The following is a 22,802-nucleotide window of genomic DNA, read 5'->3' on the forward strand; positions in this document are numbered from 1 at the left end:
CCAGTGTATTGCTACACCGTGCTGCCCCTCGACTTGCATGTGTTAGGCCTGCCGCTAGCGTTCATCCTGAGCCAGGATCAAACTCTCCATTGTAAAAAATAATGTATTGTTAGAGTCCTGACTATTCGTTTATCCTTCAAAAGGAAATTGACAGATAAATACTACAATTTTTCTCTCAAAATATAACCAGTAATTCAAAGAACCAGTTTAAAAAAGCTTCGCATTTTGGTTGCGAAAGGGATTGCAAAGATAAGTGTTATTTTTGAATCCACCAAATCTTTTTTAAAGATTTTTTTCCGCGGCCTCTTGCGAGACATTTGCGAAAGGGACTGCAAAGATAAGTAATCTTTTTCAAATCTCCAAAAACTTTTTCAAGAACTTTGCATCTTATTGAAATTCAGCACACAAAACCATCTCAAGCTCCTTTATTGTAAACCCTCGACTTATTTGTAAGAACCGGTATTTCTCAAACGCGGATGCAAAGGTAGCGACTTTTTCCGAACCTGCAAATATTTGCGCATCTTTTTTTGAAAAATCTTCAATTTTACCCGATAAAGCCGATACTACCTATATATATTAATAGAGGCAGAAAAACGGCGGCTCCGCACGGAACCGCCGCAGGACATACCGGGGAGGAAAGCCGGTCAAAGCCATCCGCCGTTGGCGGCCAGTCCGGCACGGGAAACGACGGCGAATTCGCGCACGAACTCCGTATCGCCCGACACCGCGCTTATCCGAAGCATGGAAGTTCCCGGTTCGGGACAGTCGAAAGTGATCTTCGTACCGTCGAACTCCGCCTTCGAAGAGGACAGCCCCAGGTTGCCCGGCGATACGAACGACGCGGCAGTCAGCGCAACCCGGCTCCGGTCGCCCCCGAAATAACGCGCGAAGTCCACGGTCACCGGCTCTCCGGTCCTCACATAGACGGCGGGAGTCCCCTTGACGGCAAACAGCAGTTTCAGGGCGTCGATACAGCCTCCGCCCATTTTATTCTTATAGACGGCCATATCGGCAATAGGACCCAGCTCCCCGTCCTTCGAGCCGGCGAAGCAGTCGTCGATGCCGTAAACGGAACTCAATAGCAGGGCCTTGAATTCGGCCGGCGTATATTTCTTTCCGTTCTGCGCCGCGTAAGCAAGCCCCAGGGCCGCAACGCCCGAAACGTGCGGGCACGCCATCGAAGTCCCCTGCATAAAACCGTAGCCGTACATCCCGCCATCCTTGCGTCCGTCCTGATAAGCGATCGCATCGTCGCAGAGGATCGTGCTCAAAATCTGCGCATTGCTATAAAAGACCGTCCTCCCGTCGGAAGCGGTCCGCGTCGTCTTTCCGGAATAGCGGTCGCCTCCCGGGGCCGCGATGTCGACCCACGGTCCGTAGTCGGTATAATAGGCCGGGCGGAAACTCCAGTCCATCGCCCCGACGGCGATCACCGGATCGTAGGCGGCCGGATAGATCCGGACGTCGCCGTAAACGTCGCCCTCGTTGCCGGCGGCGAAAATCACAAGCCCGCCCTGCAACGGGGAGTTCGGGTTCCGGGTCCCCGCCCCGCGGACAAAGGTGTCGATGGCGTCGCGCATGATGCCATAATTGCTCTTCCACTCCCGCTCGAACTCCTCGGGGGTGATCTTCGTGCCGTCCGCCGTTTCGAGATTGTATCCCCAACTGTTCTGGGCGATGATCGCACCGTTGGTCCAGGCATATTCGAAGGCCTTGACCGTCGGGTTTCCCTTGCCGCCGGTCGTGCTGTTGCCCATGATCTGGCACGACATGATCCGCACGCCGCCGCTGTTGCTCCGCCCGCCGGCGATGCCGCAAACGCCCCGGCCGTTGTTGTTCACGGCGGCGATGACGCCTGCGACATGCGTTCCGTGGTCCGCGTATTCCGGATTGCGGTCATTCCCGCCGACCGATTTCCAGTCGAGTTCGGGGGAGTCGTCCCAGAAATTGTAGCCGTGTTCCTGCGAATTCTTCGGATTCGACCAGATGTTCGCCCGCAGGTCGGGATGGGTGGTCTGCACGGGTTCGTCGATCACCGCGACGATAACCTCCTCGCTGCCCGTGCAGAGCTGCCAGGCATCCAGCAGGTCGATGTCGGCCCCCGCCTCCGGCTTGACGGCGACATCCGGAAAGAGGCCTCCGCCCGGGTTGTCGTAATTCCACTGAAAAGGCAGCATCGGGTCGTTCATCGCCTTCGCGGCGCGGGTCTCGCCCACACGGGGAAACATGCCCTCGGAAGCCGGAACGGCAGGGCCTTCGCTCATCGGACGGATATAGCGGGGATCAATCCCGTACTCCACGACCGCAACGCCGGGCAACGCCGCCAGCCGCTCGCCGACCTCGGAGAGTTGAATTTCGTCGTCGAACGCGATCGTATACCAGCGGTTGATGCCCGTCTGCTCGTAAACGTCCTCCCACTCGGGATTGTATGCGACGACACGTTCGAAACGCCCGGCGTCGATTTCATGCAGGATTGCGTCGATGCCGCCGACACCCGAACGGGTCGCGACACCGCTGCGTGTCGCGGGCAGCTGCGCCTGCGCAGCGGCAACCGCCTGCGCCGTTTCGGGCGACAACTTTACGGAAAGACTCCCCCGCAACGCCAGCCGCGAAGTCGGGGAACCCAGCACCCGGGCCTTCCGTCCGCCATTGCCGCCGGCAGAGTCCGCAGGCTCTTCCGTACAGGCAAATACCGCCAACAGCCCGCAGAGGAGTAGCAATTTTTTCATAGATCGTCAAACATTTCGATTTTCCAAAGATATGATTTTTCCGCCAAAGTGCATGACCCGGGAGGTAAAATCGCCCCGGAGTTCCGAAAAAGGAGATTTTTTTACTATTTTTGCAACCGAATACCACTACGATTATGAATTTCAAGAAAATATCGCTGCTCATCGTGCTGCTGCTCATCGCAGACCAGGCGCTCAAAATCTGGATCAAGACCCATATGCACCTCGACGAGTCGATCGTCGTCTTCCCCGACTGGTTCCAGCTGCGGTTCATCGAGAACAACGGCGCGGCCTTCGGCATGCACATCGCCTCGCGCGGAGGCTTCGACTGGGGCAAGCTGCTGCTGGGCGTCTTCCGGATCGTCATGGTCGGATTCATCGGCTGGCTGATGCACCACCTCTGCACCAAACGCCAAGACACGCCCAAGGGAGTGATCGTCGGCCTCGCGCTGATCTTCGCCGGCGCCATGGGCAACATCCTCGACAGCGCATTCTACGGATTGATCTTCTCCGAATCGACGCCCTACACGGAGGCTCAATTCGGGGGGCACTACGCCGGGTTTATGATGGGCAAAGTGGTCGACATGTTCTATTTCCCGCTGTTCCAATGGAACGGCGTACCCCGCCTGCTGCGGTTTCTGGTCGACAGCAACAACTATTTCTTCGGCGCGATCTTCAATCTGGCCGATGCCTACATCTCGGTGGCAGTCGTCTATCTGCTTCTGTTTCAGCACAAGTTCTTCAGCAAGTAGATTTTTTTTGAAAAAAGAGTTGGTGTTTCAGAAAAAAGTATTACTTTTGCACACCGCAATTCCAGAAATGCCCAGGTGGCGGAATAGGTAGACGCGCACGTTTCAGGTGCGTGTGCCGCAAGGCGTGCAGGTTCGATTCCTGTCCTGGGCACTGGGAACCCCGTTAGAGGAAACTCTAACGGGGTTTTTGTTTTATTTTGACACTAATTTGACACTAACCCAGTAAAAACGATCTTTGGCATTTCAAAAGATGCCTTTTTAGAATATATTTCTGACCATATTTTTGTACTTTCGTCCACAATCTTCGGCAAATATTCTTGGCATAGTTATTTAACCTTAACTTTAAAGATTACTAACTATGAATATCTCCGAATTTCAATTCCGCTTTTTAGATATTGCGGAACAGATAGAGTGTACCAGCAAACATTCCCCACTAAACCTTAAAGAAACCTTAAATTACTGGAATATCCTGCTATCCCATCTCCTTGAATTAAAAGACGAGGAAACGAACTCGTTGAAAATATTACGGGCTTTGGAGCAGTTGCATCAATTACTCTCAATCGAAGAAAAAAACCCTTCATTCTCCAAAAACACAACCCAAACATTGACGGCCTGGCTGTCAATAGAGATTACGCTTTGCTCTAAAAACCTTTCGGTGTCCGAGAAGTCTCCGGCGAAAAACAACGTATCGCCTTTGCATTGGCTGACAAAAGCAAACGAACTGCTGGAGCTTATCAATTCACTTTGGTATAGTGCCAAAATCGGGGCAGACCCCGGTTTGGAATTATCATATACAGGATTCGTCCGTTGCTTCGAGGAATTTTTCAACATCAAACTCAAAAAACTTTTCGATAAGCGGAGCCAGCTTTCCGCCAGAAAGCGAAACCCTACACCGCTATTAGACCAGCTTAAATCGACATATCTAAAAAACATCACAGATTTAAACTCTGGCAAATAAGCGATTACAAAAAATCTTTAGGGGTAGAACGGGTTCTGCCCCTATTTTTTTATCCGTAAGTTTCCGAATATTGCAGTCGAAAAACATTGCAATATGATTGATAAGCAGACGGTCCTATCCCTGACAAACGGTGGACTAAATGTATTTCGCCATTACTTCGGAAACGGTATCAGTACCAGACGTAAGTTCCGCAACCCCTTTTATGAGGACACACACCCATCATGTAGTTTATACTTCGACAGCCAACGCGGGATTTACAAATACAAGGACTTCGGGAACGAGGATTATTCCGGCGATTGCTTCGACCTGGTAGCAACGCTCCACAACCTGTCGTGCCGAAATACCGAGAACTTTATCGAAATACTCCGCATCATCGACCGTGAGTTAAATCTGGGAATAGAGGATGCCTCGCCGACTACAAGTCCCCGAATCTTACCAAAACCACCAGCTCCACCCCCAAAGCCCCAAGAACCTTTACCCTATAAATATCAGAGACAACCCTTTCCTGCAGAGGAGTTAGCACATTGGAAGCAATACGGCATTGACGCAGAAACCCTCAATCGGTACGGGGTCGTATCGCTGGCGGAATATTGCGGCATCAGCAATTCGGGCCACACTTTTACGCTTCGGTCGTCGCCGTCCGAACCCATGTTCGGATATGTCCGGCAGAGCGGGATAAAGATTTACCGTCCCAAATCGCAATCTCGGTTTCTGTTCGGAGGCAACTTTAACGGTTACTACTGTTTCGGACTGGAGCAACTACCCGTCGCGGGTAACACGCTGATTATTACAGGCGGAGAAAAGGACGTGCTTTCGCTGGCAGCGCACGGATTCCCGGCGATCTGTTTTGGCAGCGAAACAGCCCGCATACCGCACAAACAGATAGAAGAACTGACGCAGCGGTTCCGAAACATTGTACTGCTATATGATATGGACGCAACGGGCAAGAAGCACGCCCTCGCATTACAGCAGGAACTTCGGGCCTACAATGTCGGCCGTCTGGAACTTCCGCTGCCCGGAACCAAACAGGAAAAGGATATATCCGACTACTTCCGTCTGGGACACACGGCAACCGAATTTCGCAAGCTGATGCCCCGCCCGAAGGTACAGCAATATATACAGCACAAAAGCGGAAAAACCATTAAATATTAGCAGTTTATGAATGATGCAGATATACAGCGAATGTTTCGGCAGCTTGACCTCATTCTGAATCTGATACAGGAAACCCGGAGCGCAATAAAATTGCTGAAACAATGCGGTAATGATGGTGCGGATGATCCATTAATTCCAAACCGTCAGCTTGCCGAAATTCTCGATGTCAGAACAAAGCAAATAATCGAGTATCGCAAGAAAAAACTTATCGAAGCCGTAATCATCCAAAATCGTGTCTTTTTCCGAAAGTCTGCCGTGAAGAAATTTATCGAAGAACACATAAACAAAGGAGATAGAAGCTATGGAAAACAGTGCTACGAACGGGTTAGAAAATACCGATAATGTCGTAATTGACCGTAAAAAATTCATCAAATTGCTAAACAGGCAATGCCGACTGGAATATATGCTGACACTTTTAGGTGCAATATGTTACGCCAAGAAAATAAAGTACGTCCTGACACCAGAGGACGTATGCGAAATCTTGGGGATCGACTATACTGCATTTAAAAAGGCTCTACTAAAAACCGCACCCAAATCGACATCCTGGAGCGGCGGACGAGTTTACACCCTTGAAACGATGGCAGGCATAGCAGAAATCACATCAAGGCCTCAAAGATTGAAGAAGTTATCCCCTACATCCAAAAAGAACTTTTAAAATAAAAGCCGCGCGTTGATTGCGCGGCTTTTATAATATATATGTGCAGCATATTGCAATGAAGTCTAAAACCGGGAAGCGGTGTCCCGCGCTTCGCGCGGGACAGGGGGAGTTTTCTGTATTGCGCCCTTTTTTGTTGCCATTCCTCTTTTTTAGAAATCGGTGTACATAGCATCCACCGCCTGAACTTTCCGTACTCAAAGGTAGCGCCTCGCTGCGGCCGGGCCTGCCGCTGAAATCGGACACGATCAGGCCCGGCCGCAGCGCACAGCAGGATTCTTCAAAAAAATCTCCACCCCGCAAAGGTCCCTCCGGGAGCCGTGTTTACCGGGTCGTATTTTTTTGAACAACCCCGCTTCCAAGTGTGGGACGGCGCAGGGTTTTGAGTACGGAAAGTTCAGGCGGTGGGTGCTACGCACGGGATGATTAAAAAAAAAGTCATGGCAACCAAAAAGAACATACAGAAAAATGATCGGAAAGAATCAGGGGCAGGATTAGCCGCTGGGATAGAATCTGAAAACACGACACAACAGAACGCCGACGCCACGAAAACCGCAAGAAAATAAGAATCGGAACCCAATAAAACAACAACAGAAAACCAATTTAAAAAATCAAAGACATGGAAAAGCACGAAATTTTGAGCATGAAGAACTGCCACCGTGCAGCAACAGTACAGCAGATCGCAAACCCCGAATATGGGGTCTGGAAATTCGAGTGGCGCGGCCAGAAGTTAGGCGGAAACGCTTTTTATACGGAATATGCGCATATCGCATCAAAACCCTGTTTCGGAAACGCCACCGTCATTTCTGATAATGACAACGACATGAAATTCTGGGAAGTGCTGACATGGAAATACGAAACCAACATGGCGGAACTTTGGGAGGCCGCACGCAGGGCATTTTCCGCAACGAGTTTCGACCCCGAAAAACGTGCGGCGCAATATATCCGGGAATATGAAAAATTGCTGCTCGATGATCTGAAAGAAATCCCACAGGACGAGCAGGGGCAATATATTGCCAAATTCAAAGAGTGGGTAGCAACCCTTTTCGCCAAACATTCCCGGATAATGAGTGCGGCAATTACAGGCCCGGCGAGGTTCCCCACCGAGAGGAACCGCAAAGCCAATAATTCATACGAATCAGCCGTTGCGGAGTTTCAAAGCTGGCGTGAGCGCGTGCAGGCGGCAGCAGCCCGCCGCATCGAAGCGGCCAAACCCCAGGAGCAGAAAACCGCCGAAGCGTGGGAGCGCGTAAAGGAGGATATAGACCGTTTTGTCGATTGGAATTTATGTTCGACTAACCTATACAACCGGCTGGAGACCATAGCCCGGAAAGGCGAGGTAGAATTAATGCAGCGGGCAATCGACTATGTGCGGGAACTCAACAAAGGTCGCAAACGTCCGATATACACCGAGCGGCACAAGTTTTTTAAATTGGCTGAACTCGCCGCGGCAATCCGGGGGCGACGGGCGGTAACGGCGGAAAAGACGGATAAAGACGTGCCGTTCGACGGGGGAATCGTCCGCTATAATTTCGCCGAAGATCGGCTGCAAATCCTGTTCAACGAAAAACCCGACGCGGGAATGATCGGTACACTCAAACACTCCGGGTTCCGCTGGTCGCCCCGCTTCGGGGCATGGCAACGCCAACTTACTCGCAATGCGGAAGATACCGCGAAACATCTGTTGAATATCAAATTGCGATAAGCAACAACCTACCAGCGGGGCAACCCGGCCCCGCTGGTATTTCAAATTGCCCATAGGGATAGACCTTAACAGGTTCTTTTCCGGGGAAATCGGCTGCCCTCCTTTCTTTCGTAACGGCGGGAAAAGAAAGGAGCAAAGAAACCCGGCGCGGAAAGTTGAAAAACAGAACGCAACAGAACGAGGACGCCGCACAAGCAGCGGCCAAATAGAAATCCAATGCAGATAACCAGAACAACTACAAAACGATAATACCATGAACAACGATAAAATCATCGCAGCAATCGCGCCCGCATTTACGGCGCTGATGATAGAGAAGATACAAAACCTTAAAACGGGTTGGAACAAGCCGTGGGTTTCGATGGCACAGGGATGTCCCCGCAATCTGGCCGGGCGGTATTACAACGGCGGAAACCTGTTCATGCTTCTGCTGCTGACCGAATACAAGCGCTACAAAACGCCTATTTTCCTAACCTACAAGCAAGCGCAGGATGAAGAAATCAACGTGAAGAAAGGCGAAAAATCGTTTCCGGTTTATTTCTGGTATTTGTACGCCATTCCCAAAGACCAAAAAGACGGAAAAGGCATGCCATACGAGAAATACGCCCGTTTGTCAGACGAGCAGAAAAAGGCTTACAAGTTGTTGCCCCTGCTGCGCTATTATTCGGTATTCAATATCGACCAAACCGATATGCCGGAGAAGAACCCCGAACGCTATGCACGGCTGTTGGAGCAGGCCGCAGGGATGCCGCAGACGGACGGAACGACCTGCGCCGAAGTCGATCACATGGTCGATGCCGGGAAATGGTATTGCAGGATCGAAGTATTGGAATCCGACAGCGCATTTTATCGTCCCAGCGCCGATGTAATCGTATGCCCGCAGAAAACACAATTCCCCAAAGGTGCGGATTATTATTCGACGCTGCTGCACGAGGTCGCCCACAGCACGGGCCACCCGTCGCGGCTCAACCGGGATATGTCCGGTTTTTTTGGTTCGCCCAGCTATGCCCGCGAGGAACTGATCGCCGAAATGACCGCCGCACTTTGCGGCATACGGTTCGGGCTTGCAACAACTCCGCAGCAGGAAAACGCCGCCTATCTCGCAAGCTGGCTGCGGGGGCTGAAAGAGAAACCCGAATACCTGTTCGACATCCTTATCGACGCGAACAAGGCCGCCACGATGATCGCCGACCGTGTGGAAGAAAGCAACGCTAAACCCGACGAAACAGCAGCATAAACAGAATAATAACGGGCGGGGGCGTCCGCCCACAATATCCCCAAAAAATGAAATCATACGAAGAAATAATACGAGCAACCGCAGCCCTCGACTGGCGTATCCGTACCCACATGCCGGAAAACTACATGGAAGAAATTTTCGGCCAAACTCCCGAAAGCGATCCAAGCCTATACAATAGACTATGGCGGGCCATGCGAACGGGCAGCATTCAATTTCTGTTGGACACACTCGACTACACCAACGAAAAGAAACTTATTCGTTACATCAGCCAAAAAGCATAAATCCGGGCGGGGCATCGTCCCCGCCTACAACACCAAACTATTATGGACAAAATATTTATTGAAATATTTGAAGAACTTACCAAGTTGAACGCATCCGGGAAATACACAACTTTTTTCGATTTCGAGGGCCACATCAACGCCGTGGATATTCGGATTTTCAACGGAAAATGGAGCGTATGTAAAACTCCTTTTTTCGATATGGCTGTAATCCGGCTTGATGCTCCGAACTACCATTCCTGCGCCACGGGCGAGCATTTCGATCCGCAGACATTCCTAAAATATCTGGCCGACTTGTGGAAATTCCGTCCAACGAAAAAACATCCGTTCCTCAAATATTCAGAATATGACAAGTAGGCAAAAGCAGAACAACCGCTATGCCGCTGCCGAGCGCAGGATTTTGCGGGTACGATACCCGCAGAATCCTGCCGCACGGAAGCTATGCCAACTCGACGAGCAGCGCGACCGCTATTCCAAAGCGATAGACGAGGTTTTCGGCGGCATGTATCGCCGCGGGTTCCGCCCCGGCATCGACAACGAGAATCCGGCGTTTCTGGCCGATTTCGACCTTATAAACCGCTGGCAGAAAGATATGGCGCGAATCGCTCGCCGTGTCGCCCGCATCGAGAAACTGAGCGGAAAAACCACAGAACAAGCCCTGCACGAAAAATACCTGCTCAACGCAGGCCGGGGCAGTCAATCGTATTAACTTAAAATTTGCAACTATGTCGCACGAAAAAGTAAAGCGCATTTCCATAATTGGAACAGAGGTATTTATCGACAGCGCAACCAGTAACGTTTGGCCGTTGGAATATCGGGAAGCTAAATCGGAAAGACTAACTGCGATTTTGCGGGAGAAAGGCCGCAAGGCCGTAGAAATGGAAATCCTTTTCGACTATTTTTCCGGGATGATGCAGGGCGGCAGCAGATTCCCGAAAGCGATTGAAGCAGCCGAAAAAGACGGAGCAATTACCGACCATCGGGAACAATATGACAAGTGCCGTATCGACCCGGTATATCGGGAGCAGTTTCTAAACACCTTACATGCTTACCTATCCGGGCGCATCTCGCCCGTCCCATCGGCAGAAACACAGCCCGAACATGCTACACAACAACAATTATTTTAACTTGTAATCCACCCAATTTATGAAAATGAAAGAAATCCCCTACTTCACTCGGTCAGTAGACCGCGCAGAAAAGCGATTCGCCGACTATAAAGCCCGCACCGAAGCGCAAGCTCGCAACCTCGGTTTTGTCTGCGCAGGAAACTTGGGGAAAGGTAGCCGCAACCGTTTGAATACCATAACCGACAAGAGTGTACGCCTATATTCGGCGTACACCCTGCGGCGGCTGTTTCTGAAAATGTATCGGCTGGAGGATAACGGCACACGTATATTCTGGGCGGAATTGAACGACATTCTGCGAATCTGCCAAACAGAAGCGTCCCCTTTCCATAATTACGATTATTCGTCCTTTGCTTGGGACGATAGCGATCTTGAAGATAAATACAACGCGGTGCGACACTTCATCGACCAATACGGCACGGCAACCGACAAAAAATATTTACTCCCCAAATTCATAATTTAGGCCGATGAAAGATCAGCAAATAGACGCTCTTGCGTTATACAAAGCCTATTATCGCTTTTTGCACGAGGAACCCCGCGACAATGCCGGGGACATCTGCGAAACGAATCCCCATCGTATAAACATCCGGCACTTCGAAAACATGGTCGGGATAGAAAAAGAGAACTTTTTAGGGCAGTACGGGTATGCAAAGCACATCGGGTACGTGGCCGAACATATGCGCGTCATGGTGGACGATCCCCGGCTCGGCGGTCATTACGAGGTGATGATCGACAAGCAGGGAGAAATTAACCCTGACCGTTACGCCGAACTTTGCCGCCAATACCGCGAGGAAATGCAGAAAGCCGCCCGGATATACGCTTCAATACTCCAGTACGAGGACTGGATAAACGAGGAACTGCGGACCATCGACACCGAACGGGCTGCCGCCGCGCTGGATAAGGTGAACTTTCAGCGGGCGCGGAACAGCATCGTTTATCCCGCATCTCCTGGCATTGAGCAAACCCTATTTTAAACCATAAACATTTTAACCATGCAAAAATATTTCGAAGAACAACCGACAACACGGCCCGAACAAGTGGCCCTTTTGAAAGAAAAACTCAAAGCGCAGTTCAAAAAACGTTTCCCCACCCTCGACGACATAGCTCCCGGATGGAAGAACGTGAAAGCCCCCGACCCCTATGCTTATGCGATGATGAACTATGTATATACGCGGCTATTCCGATTTATCCGGGTGGAAGATAATAGCATTGTCGGGTTTAAGACCCGCTGCACAACATCGTTTTACAGTAAGCCCGAAATCGTAACCGAGCAACCCAAACCCCGGAGTGAGTGAGCAGCGCCGGGGCTGCGGCCCCGGCCTACTTTCGAACTCGATCTGCAATTCCCGCGTCTGACCGAAGTTATCCATAACGATATTATCTAAACCTCACTTCTTTCTCCGATTCGTTCCGCATCAAAGAGATAAACCCAATATTTCACATCACCCCATATTAACGGACATTCTACAAATTTTTGAATTTTGATAAAAAAGTTTACCTTTGAATTAATCTACACGCATGTCAGAACTGGATGAACATATCACGCTCGAAGATTTCGAACGATTATACTCCGAGTATAAACCTCGTTTTATCATTATTGCCCGGTCATACATCCGCAATAATATGGCCGCGGAAGACATCGTTACCGACAGTTTCCTTTATTTTTGGGAAAACAAAGACAAGCTCAATATTACTACGACTATTCCCGCATATATTTTAGGTTCCGTAAAGCATGGTTGTCTTGAATGGCTGCGCAACCAGAAAAACAGACTCAAAATCCAGCAACAAATACATACGACGGCTTACCGCAGCATCAAAGCTAAAATCACCGTTTTGGAAAGCACCAATCCGCAAGCATCCTTTACAGCGGAAATAAAATCCATCATCGAAAGCCAGATCAACAAAATGCCCGAACCTATGCGGCAAATCTTCCTATACAACCGCTTCGAGGGCAAGACTTACCAAGAAATCGCCGAAATTACTGGAATCAATGTGCGCAACGTCACAGCCAATATCCAACGGGCTTTGGCCATAATGCGAATCGCACTGAACGACTATCTCATCATTTTAATTATCGTCCTGTATTCCAGCGTTATACGATAATTAAAAAAAATACCATTTTTTTAAGAAAATTTATTTAACGGAAAATGCACTTTTTCGATGTAAATGTCGCGCGCTCACGCACCATATAATTGTAAGCAGACAAAGTATAATTATCAAGAAAATTACCAACAGAAAAATTATGGATTAGCCACGGGCTGCCAAAATTCATAACGCACTCGCCACACAATGTAAAAAAATGGACAAGAAATTATTATATAAGTACATAAACGGACAAACTTCCGAGCAGGAAGAAAAAACGATTGTAGACTGGCTTGATGCCGACCCCAATAACCAGAAAGAATTAAATGCTTTATGGTCTATGCAGGACGCGATTATCGCAAATGCTCCTTATCAGCACCACAATCGTCTGCACCTGCCGACCAGACGCCCGAAATGGTATCGCCAACGCTTTATTCGTATCTGCACCCAGGCTGCCGCAGTATTACTATTGGTCGCAGGCAGTTGGTACGCTTCCAGAACCGTCATTATCGAAGATACCGCAAAACAATATCTGTCCGTTGCCGCACCGGCAGGACAACGTATAGACATTACACTTCAGGACGGAACCAGCGTTTGCCTGAACAGCGGGGCAAAACTGGAATATCCGATACGGTTCAATAGAAATCGCCGTGTGAAACTCTCCGGCGAAGCCATGTTCAACGTGGAGCATGATGCCGCCCATCCGTTCATCGTGGAAACTTTCGCCTGCGACGTGGAAGTGCTGGGAACGAAGTTCAACGTAACGGCAAACGAGCAAGCACACGACTTTACAACCGCATTATTAAATGGTAAGGTAAAAATAACCAACAAATTAGCAAGCGGCGACCAGATTATATTAGACCCGAACGAAAAGGTATGCCTAAATGGGAATCGTCTGGTATTGACAAAGATTAAAAATACGGACGACTATTTATGGACAGAGGGTATTCTGAATCTCGTTGGACACCCGTTTGCCGACATCATCGCCAAAATGGAGAAAACATACGGTGTGAAAATCCAGATCGAAACGGCCGATCTTCCGCAGATCGACGTTATCCGGGGCAAAATCCCCGTCAATATGGGGCTGGATTATGCGTTAAGATCCTTACAGGAAATATCTCCATTTAAATATGAGAAAGACGAAAACAATGTAATCCATATAAAATAACTATGCCAAAATCAACTAATAAGAATCTAAAAAAACTGCGATGCCTATGAGATAAGACTATGAATCTTCAAAGTCGCAAAAAAAGCCCGCAGGTGTAGCAACCACCCGCAGGCATAGCGGCTAATAGAATTTGAACCAATCTAACAACCACTAATCTACAAATCTATGAATAATAAATTTATTCAGCAAATTAAATGCTGGTTTACTTTTCTATTCATAATTTGCTCCACGTTCTCCGCATGGGGAGCGTATGCCCAGACCGCGAAAGTAACATTGCAGATGGACAATGTTCGCATGGAGCAGGTTATGAATGAAATAGAAAAACAGACCAGCTATTTCTTCATCGTAAACAAAGGCGTAGATATTAACAGAACCATCAGTATCAATGTCGCCGATAAACCGCTCGGCATAGCGTTACAGGCGATGGTCGCAGGAACGAAAACCGAGTACAAAATCTACCAGCAAAACATTTATCTTTCCGTATCCTCGGACAAGAAAGCCGCAAACAACGGCTCCACAAAGGTCAGCGGTGTCGTGCGCGACACCAAAGGGACACCCGTTGTCGGGGCATCGGTGGTCGTAAAGGGAACGACCATCGGCACAAGTTCCGGACTTGACGGCGCTTTCTCGCTCCAAGTCCCCGCACCTGCCCAAACCGCTGAATTGTATGTCAATTTCATCGGCTATGACCCCGTAACAGTAAAAATCGGCACACAAACCTTTTTTGCCATAACACTCAAAGAAGCAGCAGAGCAGATTGAAGACGTGGTGATCACGGCCCTGGGTATCAAACGCTCGGAAAAGGCACTGGCCTACACCGTGCAGCAAGTGAAGTCCGAAGCCGTAACAACCGTAAAATCCGCGAACTTCGTGAACAGCCTCGCAGGTAAAGTCGCCGGAGCCGTTATCAATACCAGTTCGTCCGGCGTGGGCGGTTCGGCCAAAGTCATTATGCGCGGTATGAAGTCGATTATGCAGACCTCGAACGTACTGTATGTGATTGACGGTATTCCTATGCACAACTTCACCAGCGACGGCAGCATGGAGTTCGGATCACGCGGCACAACGGAATCCATCGCCGATATGAACCCCGATGACATTGAATCTATATCCGTTATGACCGGAGCCGCAGCCGCGGCATTGTACGGTTCTGACGCCGCGAACGGCGCAATGCTCATTACCACCAAAAAAGGTAAGGCCGGAGCAACACAGATACAGGTTTCGAGTAACACGGAATTTATGAACCCGCTGCGCCTGCCGGACTTCCAGACCCGCTACGGCACGGGGCGTAAAGGCAAAGCCAGCGGTTCGACAATCCATAGCTGGGGCGCACCGCTCAACCAAGCGGCACGTTACAACTACTCGCCCGAAGATTTCCTGCAAACAGGTCACATACTGACAAACTCCGTAACACTGTCCGGGGGTACGGAGAAAAACCAAATCTATTTCTCGACCGCAGCAGTAAACTCCAAAGGACTTGTCCCCAACAACAAGTACAATCGTTATAACTTTACATTCCGCAATACGTCGAACCTGCTGAACGACCGTTTGATACTGGACGTAAGCGGAAGCTACATCATCCAGAAAGACCGCAACATGATAAACCAGGGCGTGTACTCAAACCCGCTCGTATCGGCTTATCTCTTTCCCCGCGGCGATGATTTTTCGCTCGTAAAGGCATTCGAACGCTGGAACCCAGCACGCAAAATCTATGCACAGTTCTGGCCGCAGGGCGAGGGCGGCGACCTGCGCATGCAGAATCCCTATTGGATCGCCTACCGCAATCCTCGCGAAAACAGCCGCAAGCGCTATATATTTACGGGCGGCATTACCTATAAAATCACCGACTGGATGAATGTCGCAGGACGTATCCGCATCGATAACACCAATAGTTTATATACGGAAAAACTGTACGCAACATCGAACCCCACGCTGCTGGAGAACAGCAAAAAAGGTAAATATACCGAAACCCGCGGCGAAGAACGTCAGACCTACGGCGACGTAATGCTCAACATCAGCAAAACGTTCAAAGAGAAATTCGCGCTCGACGCACATATCGGCGCGTCGATCAAAGACAACCGCTTCGACGAACTCTCGGTATATGGCCCCATTGCCGGCGCTCCCAACATCTTCAATGTCGTGAACCTCGATAAGAGCCAGAAGAAAACGCCGAAAACCGGCTGGCACGAGCAAACGCAGTCGTTTTTCTACTCCCTGGAACTGGGCTGGAAGTCGCAACTGTTCGTAACGACGACCGGACGTAACGACTGGGCGTCGCAGCTTGCCAACTCACCCCAAAAGTCGTTTTTCTACCCCTCGGTCGGCGTATCGTGGCTGCCCAGCAGTACATTCAATTTCCCGGAGAAGTTTAACTACCTGAAAATCCGCGCTTCGTGGGCTTCGGTAGCAAACCCCTTTCCGCGGGAACTGACAATCGCCACACACCCCTACGACGACACCATTTCCGGTTGGGACGACAAATCGAACTACCCCATCGGCCAGCTTTACCCGGAGCGGACGAAAACATGGGAATTAGGATTCGACGCCCGGTTCCTCAATGGATTCACACTCACGGCATCGTGGTATCGCGCCGACACCTATAACCAGACTTTCAACCCGAATCTGTCCGCATCGTCCGGCTACTCCGACATTTATATTCAGACCGGCCACGTGCGCAATACGGGTGTCGAGGCAAGCCTGGGTTACAACCACCAATGGAAAAACTGGAATTGGAACTCGCAGTTTACTTTCTCCTGGAACAAAAACAAGATCATCGAACTTTGCAAGGAGTGGTACAACCCGATCACCGAGGAAACAATCAGCATGAATAGGCTCCAGATCAGTAAGCTGGGGCGCGCTAAATTTATTCTCAAAGAGGGCGGTTCGATGGGCGACCTTTATTCCACGACCGACCTGCGGCGCGACGACAAAGGCAACATCGAGATCGACGAGGGCGGCAACGTCGTCGTAGAGGACAACCTGCCCGACATGAAACTCGGTTCCGTATTCCCGGACTATAACCTCGCATGGCGCAACAGCGTATCGTGGAAGAACCTGAACCTCGGATTCCTCGTAACGGCACGCATCGGCGGCATCGTCAATTCACTCACGCAAGCCAACATGGACCTATTCGGCGTGTCCGAAGCAACGGCTGCCGCGCGCGATGCCGGAGGTGCTTTGGTAAACGGCCGCAGCCTGGTAAACCCGGAAACCTGGTATACGGCCATAGCGTCGCAGGGCGGAATACCCCAATATTACACCTACTCGGCAACCAACGTCCGCCTCCAGGAACTTTCACTGGGCTACACGATTCCCCGCAAATGGCTGCACAACGTATGTTCGATCACCGTATCGTTCGTAGGCCGCAACTTGTGGATGATGTATTGTAAAGCGCCGTTCGACCCCGAAGCCGTGGCATCGACAAACAATTTCTATCAGGGAATGGACTATTTCATGATGCCCTCGACACGTAACCTGGGATTCAATATTAACATTAAATTCTAACGGCTATGAACAAAATGAAGACAATAATTCGTGCCGTTGCTCTTATCGCAGTAGTAAGCGCATCGACGGGATGCCTTGACAACTTCGAAGATTACAACCGTAATCCGAACGAAGCGACAGACGACGAACTGGAACGCGACAACTACCTCGTGGGGTCGAAACTCACCAAACTGCAAAATATGGTGATCCCCTCGGAAGAACACCTATACCAATTTGTCGAAGCACTCGAAGGCGGCAGCTACGGCGGCTACGTCGAAGCGACGGTAGACAGCTGGGAAACGAAATTCTCAACGTTCAATCCCACCACCGACTGGCTCAAAGCGCCGTTTGTGGATGTCATCACCGAAACTTACCCCGCTTACCGCGGCATCATCAACAAAACCGACGACGAAGTGGCGGTAGCCCTGGCCAACGTCCTGCGCGTGGCGATTATGAACCGCCTGGCCGACGCTTACGGTTCGATACCCTACTCCAAGATCGTAGAGGACAAAAAAGAACGCCTGACCGTCCCCTATGACACGCAACAGGAAGCATATACGCAGATGTTCAAAGAACTGGACACCGCGCTGGAAGCGCTGGAGCGCAACCGGGATTTGAGTACGGAAGCCTTCGGCGAATACGACCAGGTTTACAACGGCAACCTTAAAAAGTGGATCAAATACGCCAATTCGCTTAAACTGCGTATGGCGATGCGCCTTTCCTATATCGACGAGCAGACCGCAAAGGCAAAAGCTGCGGAAGCCATCGCCGCCGGGGTCATCACCGAGAATGCCGACAATGCGAAGCTTCAGCCCGAACTCAACCGCACGACATTGCTTTGGAACAGTTGGCAGGACCACGCCATCGGAGCCGACATCCTCTGCTACATGAACGGCTACAAAGACCCGCGCCGGGCAAAGATGTTCACACAGGGAACCGTCGGAGAGGGCGATGCCGCAGTGAAAGGCTATTACGGCCTGCGCATCGGCACGACACCGGCCAACAAGTCCAAGGCCGTAACGGCATGTTCCTCGATGCTCATTACCGACACCGACCCTATTTTATGGATGAACGCAGCGGAAATCGCGTTCCTGCGCTCCGAATATGAACTACGCTGGGGAAGTGCGGTATCGGCACAGAGTTTCTACGAACAAGGCATTCGGCTTTCATTCGAGGAACGCGGCGTAGCCGGAGCAGAGGATTATATCGCCGACGAAGCGAACGTCCCCGAAGCCTACACCGACCCTCTCGGCGTTATCGAAAACAACACCGCATTACCGCAAAGCCGCATCACGATCAAATGGAAAGAAGATGCACAGTTCGAAGAAAACCTCGAACGCATCATCACCCAGAAATGGATTGCGATTTTCCCGCTCGGAAATGAAGCGTGGGCGGAATACCGGCGCACGGGCTATCCGAAACTGATGCCGGCCAAAGACAATAAATCCGGTGGAACGGTGAACTCCAAGTACGGCATGCGCAGACTTCCCTACCCATCCGAGGAATATTCCGAGAACCGCACAAATGTCGAAGCGGCGATAACTTCGCTCGGCGGCCCCGACAACGGCGGTACGCGCACATGGTGGGATTGCAAACCCTTAAATTAAACCGAAGCTATGAAACAGACTATAAAATACCTGATTCTGGCGCTGCTCATTCCCGCGGCCTATTGTTTCACGGCCTGCGACACGGACATAGAGCCGATAGACCAGCAGATCATAAAACCCGACCAGCAAGACCCGGCACAGTATGCCGCATATCTGGCAGCCCTCAAAGCGTATAAGGCAAGCGAACACTACGTCGTTTACGCAAGCCTGGCAAATGCTCCGGCCGTACCGGGTTCGGAAAAGGCATTTCTGCGCTCACTGCCCGATTCACTCGACATCGTGGCACTTGAAAACGCCGGTAACCTGACCGAATACGACATCGAGGATATACCCCAGGCGCAGGCCAAGGGCACGAAAATCCTCTATACCGTAGATTACAACACACTCGCGGAATCTACGGACGCCGCAGCGCTGGGGACATATCTCGACAAGGTGATCGAGGTCGTAAACCGGTATAAGTTCGACGGCGTAACGGTACGTTACGGCGGCGCTATGGATGCCGCAGCGACCCAAGCCGCTGCAACGATTGTCAGCAAACTGTCGTCCCTGACCGGAAAAATTCTCATGGCGGAGGGTAACCCGCTCTTTATCGCAAAGGAGAATCATAGTGCCGTAACCTATTTCGTACTCACGACTACGGATGCCGTCAATACGTTCAATATCCGCAGCCAGCTTGCATACGCGACCGATTATGCCGGCATTGCGCTCGAAAAAATCATCATCACGGCCGAGCCGGGCGGGAAACTCACGGATGAAAACCTTGTGCAGCAACCCGCAATCGCCGAAGCGGCAAAAAGCGTAATTACAATGGGGCCGTTAGCCGGGCTGGGTATTTACAACATTGGGGACGATTACTACGACGCTTACATAAATTACAAACAGACCAAGCATGCCATCGGCCTGCTGAATCCGGCAAACCCTAAATAATGCGCCTTATGAAATTGAGAAGAATATATCTGTATTTTGTATCGGCTGCCTTTATCCTGCTGGCCGGGTGTGAATCGGACTATGAAAACCGTTACCCGTTCGACAACGCAGCATATATCGACGCAGCCGAAACGTCGAGCGACAACAACGTAACTTTTAAAAAGACTGTTACGCAGCTCGACCGCGAACTCTCCGCCGTACTGATCTCCCCGGCAAAAGAGAATATCGAGGTGACATTCGCCATCGACCCGTCGCTCGTGAACACCTACAATGCCAAACACGATACGAAATATGCGGTACTCGATGACAGTTACTACGAGTTCCCCGAACGGACGGCAACCGTAGAAGCCGGGAAATCCGTATCGGAACCTCTGACTATCCATTTTAAGAACCTCGACCGGCTCGATATAGATGCAACACAGTTACTTCCGGTAACTATCGTTTCTGCGGGGGGGGGACTTTCGACCCTCTCCGGTTCCCAAACCGTCTATTATCTTGTGCGCCGTTCTTCGGCCATCACGACCGCCGCCGTACTCACCGACAACTGGATAGACGTACCCGCGTTCGACAAAGCCGGAACTGCCGACTGCGTAAATGGACTGACAGCCGTAACCTATGAAGCTATCGTCCGCGTTCACGATTTCCACTATGCAGGTCCTACCTCGTCCTACATCGAAGAAAAGCTCTCTACGATCATGGGTGTGGAGCAACACCTGCTGCTGCGTATCGGCGACACGAATTTCTATGCCGACCAGCTCCAGGTAGACGGATCGGGCGTAAGCCTGGGCAAATTCCCCGAAAAGAACAAGGGTAAACTTCTGTCGCTCGAAGAGTGGTATCATGTCGCTTTCACATACGACCTGGAAACCGGTATCGCCTGCATCTATCTGAACGGACAACTCCAAAGCCAGACGCAGGTAGCGCCGACCGTGAAGGTCATAAATCTCGGACTTCGCGCCATAGACCCCGACCCCGAAACGGATGCCCGGCAATTCTTCATCGGGTACAGCTACGACGCTTTCCGCCAGCTCTGCGGCGATATTTCAGAGGTGCGCGTATGGTCCGTCGCACGCACGCAGGCCGACATCTGGCGTGACATGTACGACGTGGAAAACCCGGCCGAAAAGCCCGAATTACGCGCTTATTGGAAATTCAACGAGGGAACGGGAAACATCATCAAAGACTGGTCGCAGTACGGAAACGACGCCGTAGCGCATACCGATCTGAAATGGAATACCTCGGTGGAAATTCCGCAGCTCAACAAGCAAGAATAAACCGTAAATCTTGAACTATGAAAAACATGAATAATATATTAGGTCTACTGCGCACTTCGGCACTTTGCCTTACGCTCGCAGTGATGGCCGCGTGCGACGCCGAGGACTTCACCCGCACGGCCGGGGATATTCCCGGTAAGGACGACCTTGCTAATGTCGGCGGAGTGCTGCGCCGGGAGAAAACGCCCGATCAGATTTCAGCACTCAAACTCGGCGAAGAGCAGACGACCACAGACGCCGTGTTCTACCAACTGACCCAGCCTGCAGCCGTAGACGTGACGGTTACGGTCGATGCGGACGCAACGCTTGTGGACGAATACAACAAAGACAAACAAGGTGACGCAAAACTGGCGCTATTTCCGTTAGAAAAGGTGACTTTTGAAGAGGGCAAGACGGTGACGGTCAAGAGGGGAGAGAAAATCTCTCCTGCTCTTGCCGTCACGTTGAGCCGCGAAGGAGTCGAAAAAGGCGCCTACCTGCTGCCACTGCGGGCGACCGTTGCCAATAACGACATTTCCCCATCCGCGAAAGGCCAGGTAATCTACTACCGAATCCTGGTCGGGGAGATCGTACCCGAAACGCAGCTCGATGCCTATGCTTTCAAAGTCGTCGGATATGTCAATACCGAGGAAATGTCCCCGCTGATGGGAACCAAATTTTATGTGGAAACATTTGATCTCGATTTCAATACGATAATCCAAACATGGATCGACATCGAAGTACTCCGCCCCGCGGCGCTAAAATTCGACAAGACGACACGGCGGGCCATGCTCGACATCGGGCCGGATCTGCAATATGTCTTGAGCAACCGCGACAAATACCTCACGCCTTTGCAGAAAAGCAGTCGTAAGGTACTTATTTGCATCACCGGCGGAAATACGGGGCTGGGGTTCTGCAATATGACCGACGAGCAGATCGCTGATTTTGTTTTTCAGCTTAAATATGTCGTGGAAACATATAAGTTGGACGGCGTAAACTACTTCGACATCGAAGCGTCCTACGGCAAAGACGGTATGCCCGGTGTAAATCCCGCATCCTACGCCAAACTGATAAAGGCGACAAAGGAAGCATTGGGCGACGGCAAACTCGTCACCGTGGCCTGCGACGCGGAGAGCACCGACCTGCTCGCTACGGCACACGACGGCATCGAAGCCGGAAAATACATCGACTATGCCTGGTCGGGAATTTTCGATGAAGTCGTGGATGCTTACACCGACGGTGCAAAGCTCAAACCCATTGCCGGGCTGGAGCAATCCAAATACGGCGGCGCGCTGCTGAAAACGCACAATACGCAGGAAAGCGCACTATTAAATCCAATTTTGACTCCAGCGGTTAAATCGCTGTACCGCGAAACCCAATCGGGGAACGTATTCGCATTCTGGGATATGCCGACAAACTCGGCAGGATATGAAGAAGGCCCCAAAAGCGCTTTCAATATAGTGGCAGATGCAGTTACCGATTGGGATTGGGAATACGACGGAATGATACTATTGATAAACGTAAATTTGGATTTTAACAATTACGGGAACTTCAGAAAAGACTGGTAAAAAACCACTTTAACTACAACCTATAATTCTCGACTTATTAGTCAAAACGGGTGCTGAAACGCCTCAAAAACAGGAAAACGCCACGCTATAGGTCAAAACGGGTGCCGATAGCGTGGCATTCTATTTGATT

23 protein-coding genes, 1 tRNA gene and 1 rRNA gene are annotated in these 22,802 nt (G+C 50.7%); 23 read left to right on the top strand and 2 right to left on the bottom strand.

The annotated features are described in order from the left end of the window. Together BHV64_RS07625 and BHV64_RS07630 are read right to left on the bottom strand one after the other, a co-directional pair. Nucleotides 1-93: ribosomal RNA gene (locus BHV64_RS07625) — 16S ribosomal RNA — on the bottom strand; the annotation flags it as partial. 551 nt (nt 94-644) lie between these two features. After that, nucleotides 645-2,729 carry a S8 family serine peptidase gene (locus BHV64_RS07630; protein ID WP_195580361.1) on the bottom strand — a complete coding sequence of 695 codons (2,085 nt, stop codon included), beginning with the start codon at nt 2,727-2,729 and terminating at the stop codon, nt 645-647. Nucleotides 2,730-2,863: 134 nt separating this feature from the next. On the opposite strand from BHV64_RS07630, the gene BHV64_RS07635 reads away from it, so the two are divergent. The 23 genes from BHV64_RS07635 (at nt 2,864) to BHV64_RS07745 (ending at nt 22,672) form a co-directional block, all read left to right on the top strand. Then, complete coding sequence (locus BHV64_RS07635) at nt 2,864-3,478, top strand: signal peptidase II (RefSeq protein ID WP_217727541.1); 615 nt, start codon at nt 2,864-2,866, stop codon at nt 3,476-3,478. Nucleotides 3,479-3,547: 69 nt separating this feature from the next. Continuing rightward, nucleotides 3,548-3,629: transfer RNA gene (locus BHV64_RS07640), tRNA-Leu, on the top strand. 207 nt (nt 3,630-3,836) lie between these two features. Beyond that, on the top strand, nt 3,837-4,436 hold the full coding sequence (locus BHV64_RS07645; RefSeq protein WP_018697384.1) for an RteC domain-containing protein: 600 nt from the start codon (nt 3,837-3,839) through the stop codon (nt 4,434-4,436). A gap of 93 nt (nt 4,437-4,529) precedes the next feature. Then, the gene (locus BHV64_RS07650; RefSeq protein ID WP_018697383.1) at nt 4,530-5,588 is read left to right on the top strand and encodes a toprim domain-containing protein; all 1,059 of its coding nucleotides are present in this window, start codon (nt 4,530-4,532) and stop codon (nt 5,586-5,588) included. A gap of 6 nt (nt 5,589-5,594) precedes the next feature. Further along, nucleotides 5,595-5,930 carry a helix-turn-helix domain-containing protein gene (locus BHV64_RS07655; protein WP_018697382.1) on the top strand — a complete coding sequence of 112 codons (336 nt, stop codon included), beginning with the start codon at nt 5,595-5,597 and terminating at the stop codon, nt 5,928-5,930. Beyond that, nucleotides 5,890-6,243 carry a hypothetical protein gene (locus BHV64_RS07660; protein WP_169342444.1) on the top strand — a complete coding sequence of 118 codons (354 nt, stop codon included), beginning with the start codon at nt 5,890-5,892 and terminating at the stop codon, nt 6,241-6,243. The genes BHV64_RS07655 and BHV64_RS07660 overlap by 41 nt, the downstream gene beginning before the upstream one ends. Before the next feature lie 440 nt (nt 6,244-6,683). After that, complete coding sequence (locus tag BHV64_RS07665; RefSeq protein WP_259805229.1) at nt 6,684-6,809, top strand: hypothetical protein; 126 nt, start codon at nt 6,684-6,686, stop codon at nt 6,807-6,809. Nucleotides 6,810-6,862: 53 nt separating this feature from the next. Beyond that, a complete protein-coding gene (locus BHV64_RS07670) occupies nt 6,863-7,948 on the top strand; it encodes a hypothetical protein (protein ID WP_288115703.1) in 1,086 nt (361 codons plus the stop codon). Nucleotides 7,949-8,201: 253 nt separating this feature from the next. After that, on the top strand, nt 8,202-9,182 hold the full coding sequence (locus BHV64_RS07675; protein WP_018697379.1) for an ArdC family protein: 981 nt from the start codon (nt 8,202-8,204) through the stop codon (nt 9,180-9,182). A gap of 47 nt (nt 9,183-9,229) precedes the next feature. Then, nucleotides 9,230-9,463, top strand: a complete 234-nt coding sequence (locus tag BHV64_RS07680; protein WP_026318651.1) for a hypothetical protein — start codon at nt 9,230-9,232, stop codon at nt 9,461-9,463. A 42-nt stretch (nt 9,464-9,505) separates the two neighbouring features. Then, nucleotides 9,506-9,817: a hypothetical protein gene (locus BHV64_RS07685; RefSeq protein ID WP_178014674.1), complete on the top strand. Its 312-nt coding sequence runs from the start codon at nt 9,506-9,508 to the stop codon at nt 9,815-9,817. Continuing rightward, nucleotides 9,807-10,169, top strand: coding sequence for a hypothetical protein (locus BHV64_RS07690; RefSeq protein ID WP_018697376.1), 363 nt, complete (start codon nt 9,807-9,809; stop codon nt 10,167-10,169). The genes BHV64_RS07685 and BHV64_RS07690 overlap by 11 nt, the downstream gene beginning before the upstream one ends. A 16-nt stretch (nt 10,170-10,185) precedes the next feature. Further along, nucleotides 10,186-10,587, top strand: coding sequence for a hypothetical protein (locus tag BHV64_RS07695; RefSeq protein ID WP_018697375.1), 402 nt, complete (start codon nt 10,186-10,188; stop codon nt 10,585-10,587). 19 nt (nt 10,588-10,606) lie between these two features. Then, nucleotides 10,607-11,047: a hypothetical protein gene (locus BHV64_RS07700; protein ID WP_015546346.1), complete on the top strand. Its 441-nt coding sequence runs from the start codon at nt 10,607-10,609 to the stop codon at nt 11,045-11,047. Nucleotides 11,048-11,051: 4 nt separating this feature from the next. Next, a complete protein-coding gene (locus BHV64_RS07705; RefSeq protein ID WP_244076880.1) occupies nt 11,052-11,558 on the top strand; it encodes a hypothetical protein in 507 nt (168 codons plus the stop codon). Nucleotides 11,559-11,576: 18 nt separating this feature from the next. Next, nucleotides 11,577-11,879 (top strand): hypothetical protein, encoded by a 303-nt coding sequence (locus BHV64_RS07710; protein WP_015546348.1) that lies wholly within the window; start codon nt 11,577-11,579, stop codon nt 11,877-11,879. Nucleotides 11,880-12,102: 223 nt separating this feature from the next. Continuing rightward, on the top strand, nt 12,103-12,687 hold the full coding sequence (locus BHV64_RS07715; RefSeq protein ID WP_015546349.1) for an RNA polymerase sigma-70 factor: 585 nt from the start codon (nt 12,103-12,105) through the stop codon (nt 12,685-12,687). A gap of 196 nt (nt 12,688-12,883) precedes the next feature. Next, complete coding sequence (locus BHV64_RS07720; protein ID WP_015546350.1) at nt 12,884-13,834, top strand: FecR family protein; 951 nt, start codon at nt 12,884-12,886, stop codon at nt 13,832-13,834. A 165-nt stretch (nt 13,835-13,999) separates the two neighbouring features. Continuing rightward, entirely contained in the window at nt 14,000-17,338 is a 3,339-nt protein-coding gene (locus BHV64_RS07725; protein ID WP_044054047.1) for a SusC/RagA family TonB-linked outer membrane protein, read from the top strand. Between the two features lie 5 nt (nt 17,339-17,343). Then, nucleotides 17,344-18,924 carry a SusD/RagB family nutrient-binding outer membrane lipoprotein gene (locus BHV64_RS07730; protein ID WP_288115706.1) on the top strand — a complete coding sequence of 527 codons (1,581 nt, stop codon included), beginning with the start codon at nt 17,344-17,346 and terminating at the stop codon, nt 18,922-18,924. Nucleotides 18,925-18,933: 9 nt separating this feature from the next. Then, entirely contained in the window at nt 18,934-19,851 is a 918-nt protein-coding gene (locus BHV64_RS07735; RefSeq protein WP_015546353.1) for a glycoside hydrolase family 18, read from the top strand. 8 nt (nt 19,852-19,859) lie between these two features. Then, a complete protein-coding gene (locus tag BHV64_RS07740; protein ID WP_149887822.1) occupies nt 19,860-21,125 on the top strand; it encodes a DUF1735 and LamG domain-containing protein in 1,266 nt (421 codons plus the stop codon). 17 nt (nt 21,126-21,142) lie between these two features. Then, nucleotides 21,143-22,672 (top strand): BT_3987 domain-containing protein, encoded by a 1,530-nt coding sequence (locus BHV64_RS07745; protein ID WP_240048042.1) that lies wholly within the window; start codon nt 21,143-21,145, stop codon nt 22,670-22,672. The last annotated feature ends 130 nt before the right edge of the window (nt 22,673-22,802 follow it).

The sequence above is a fragment of the Alistipes sp. 56_sp_Nov_56_25 genome, assembly GCF_001915285.1.
In the GTDB taxonomy this organism is placed as follows: domain Bacteria; phylum Bacteroidota; class Bacteroidia; order Bacteroidales; family Rikenellaceae; genus Alistipes; species Alistipes shahii.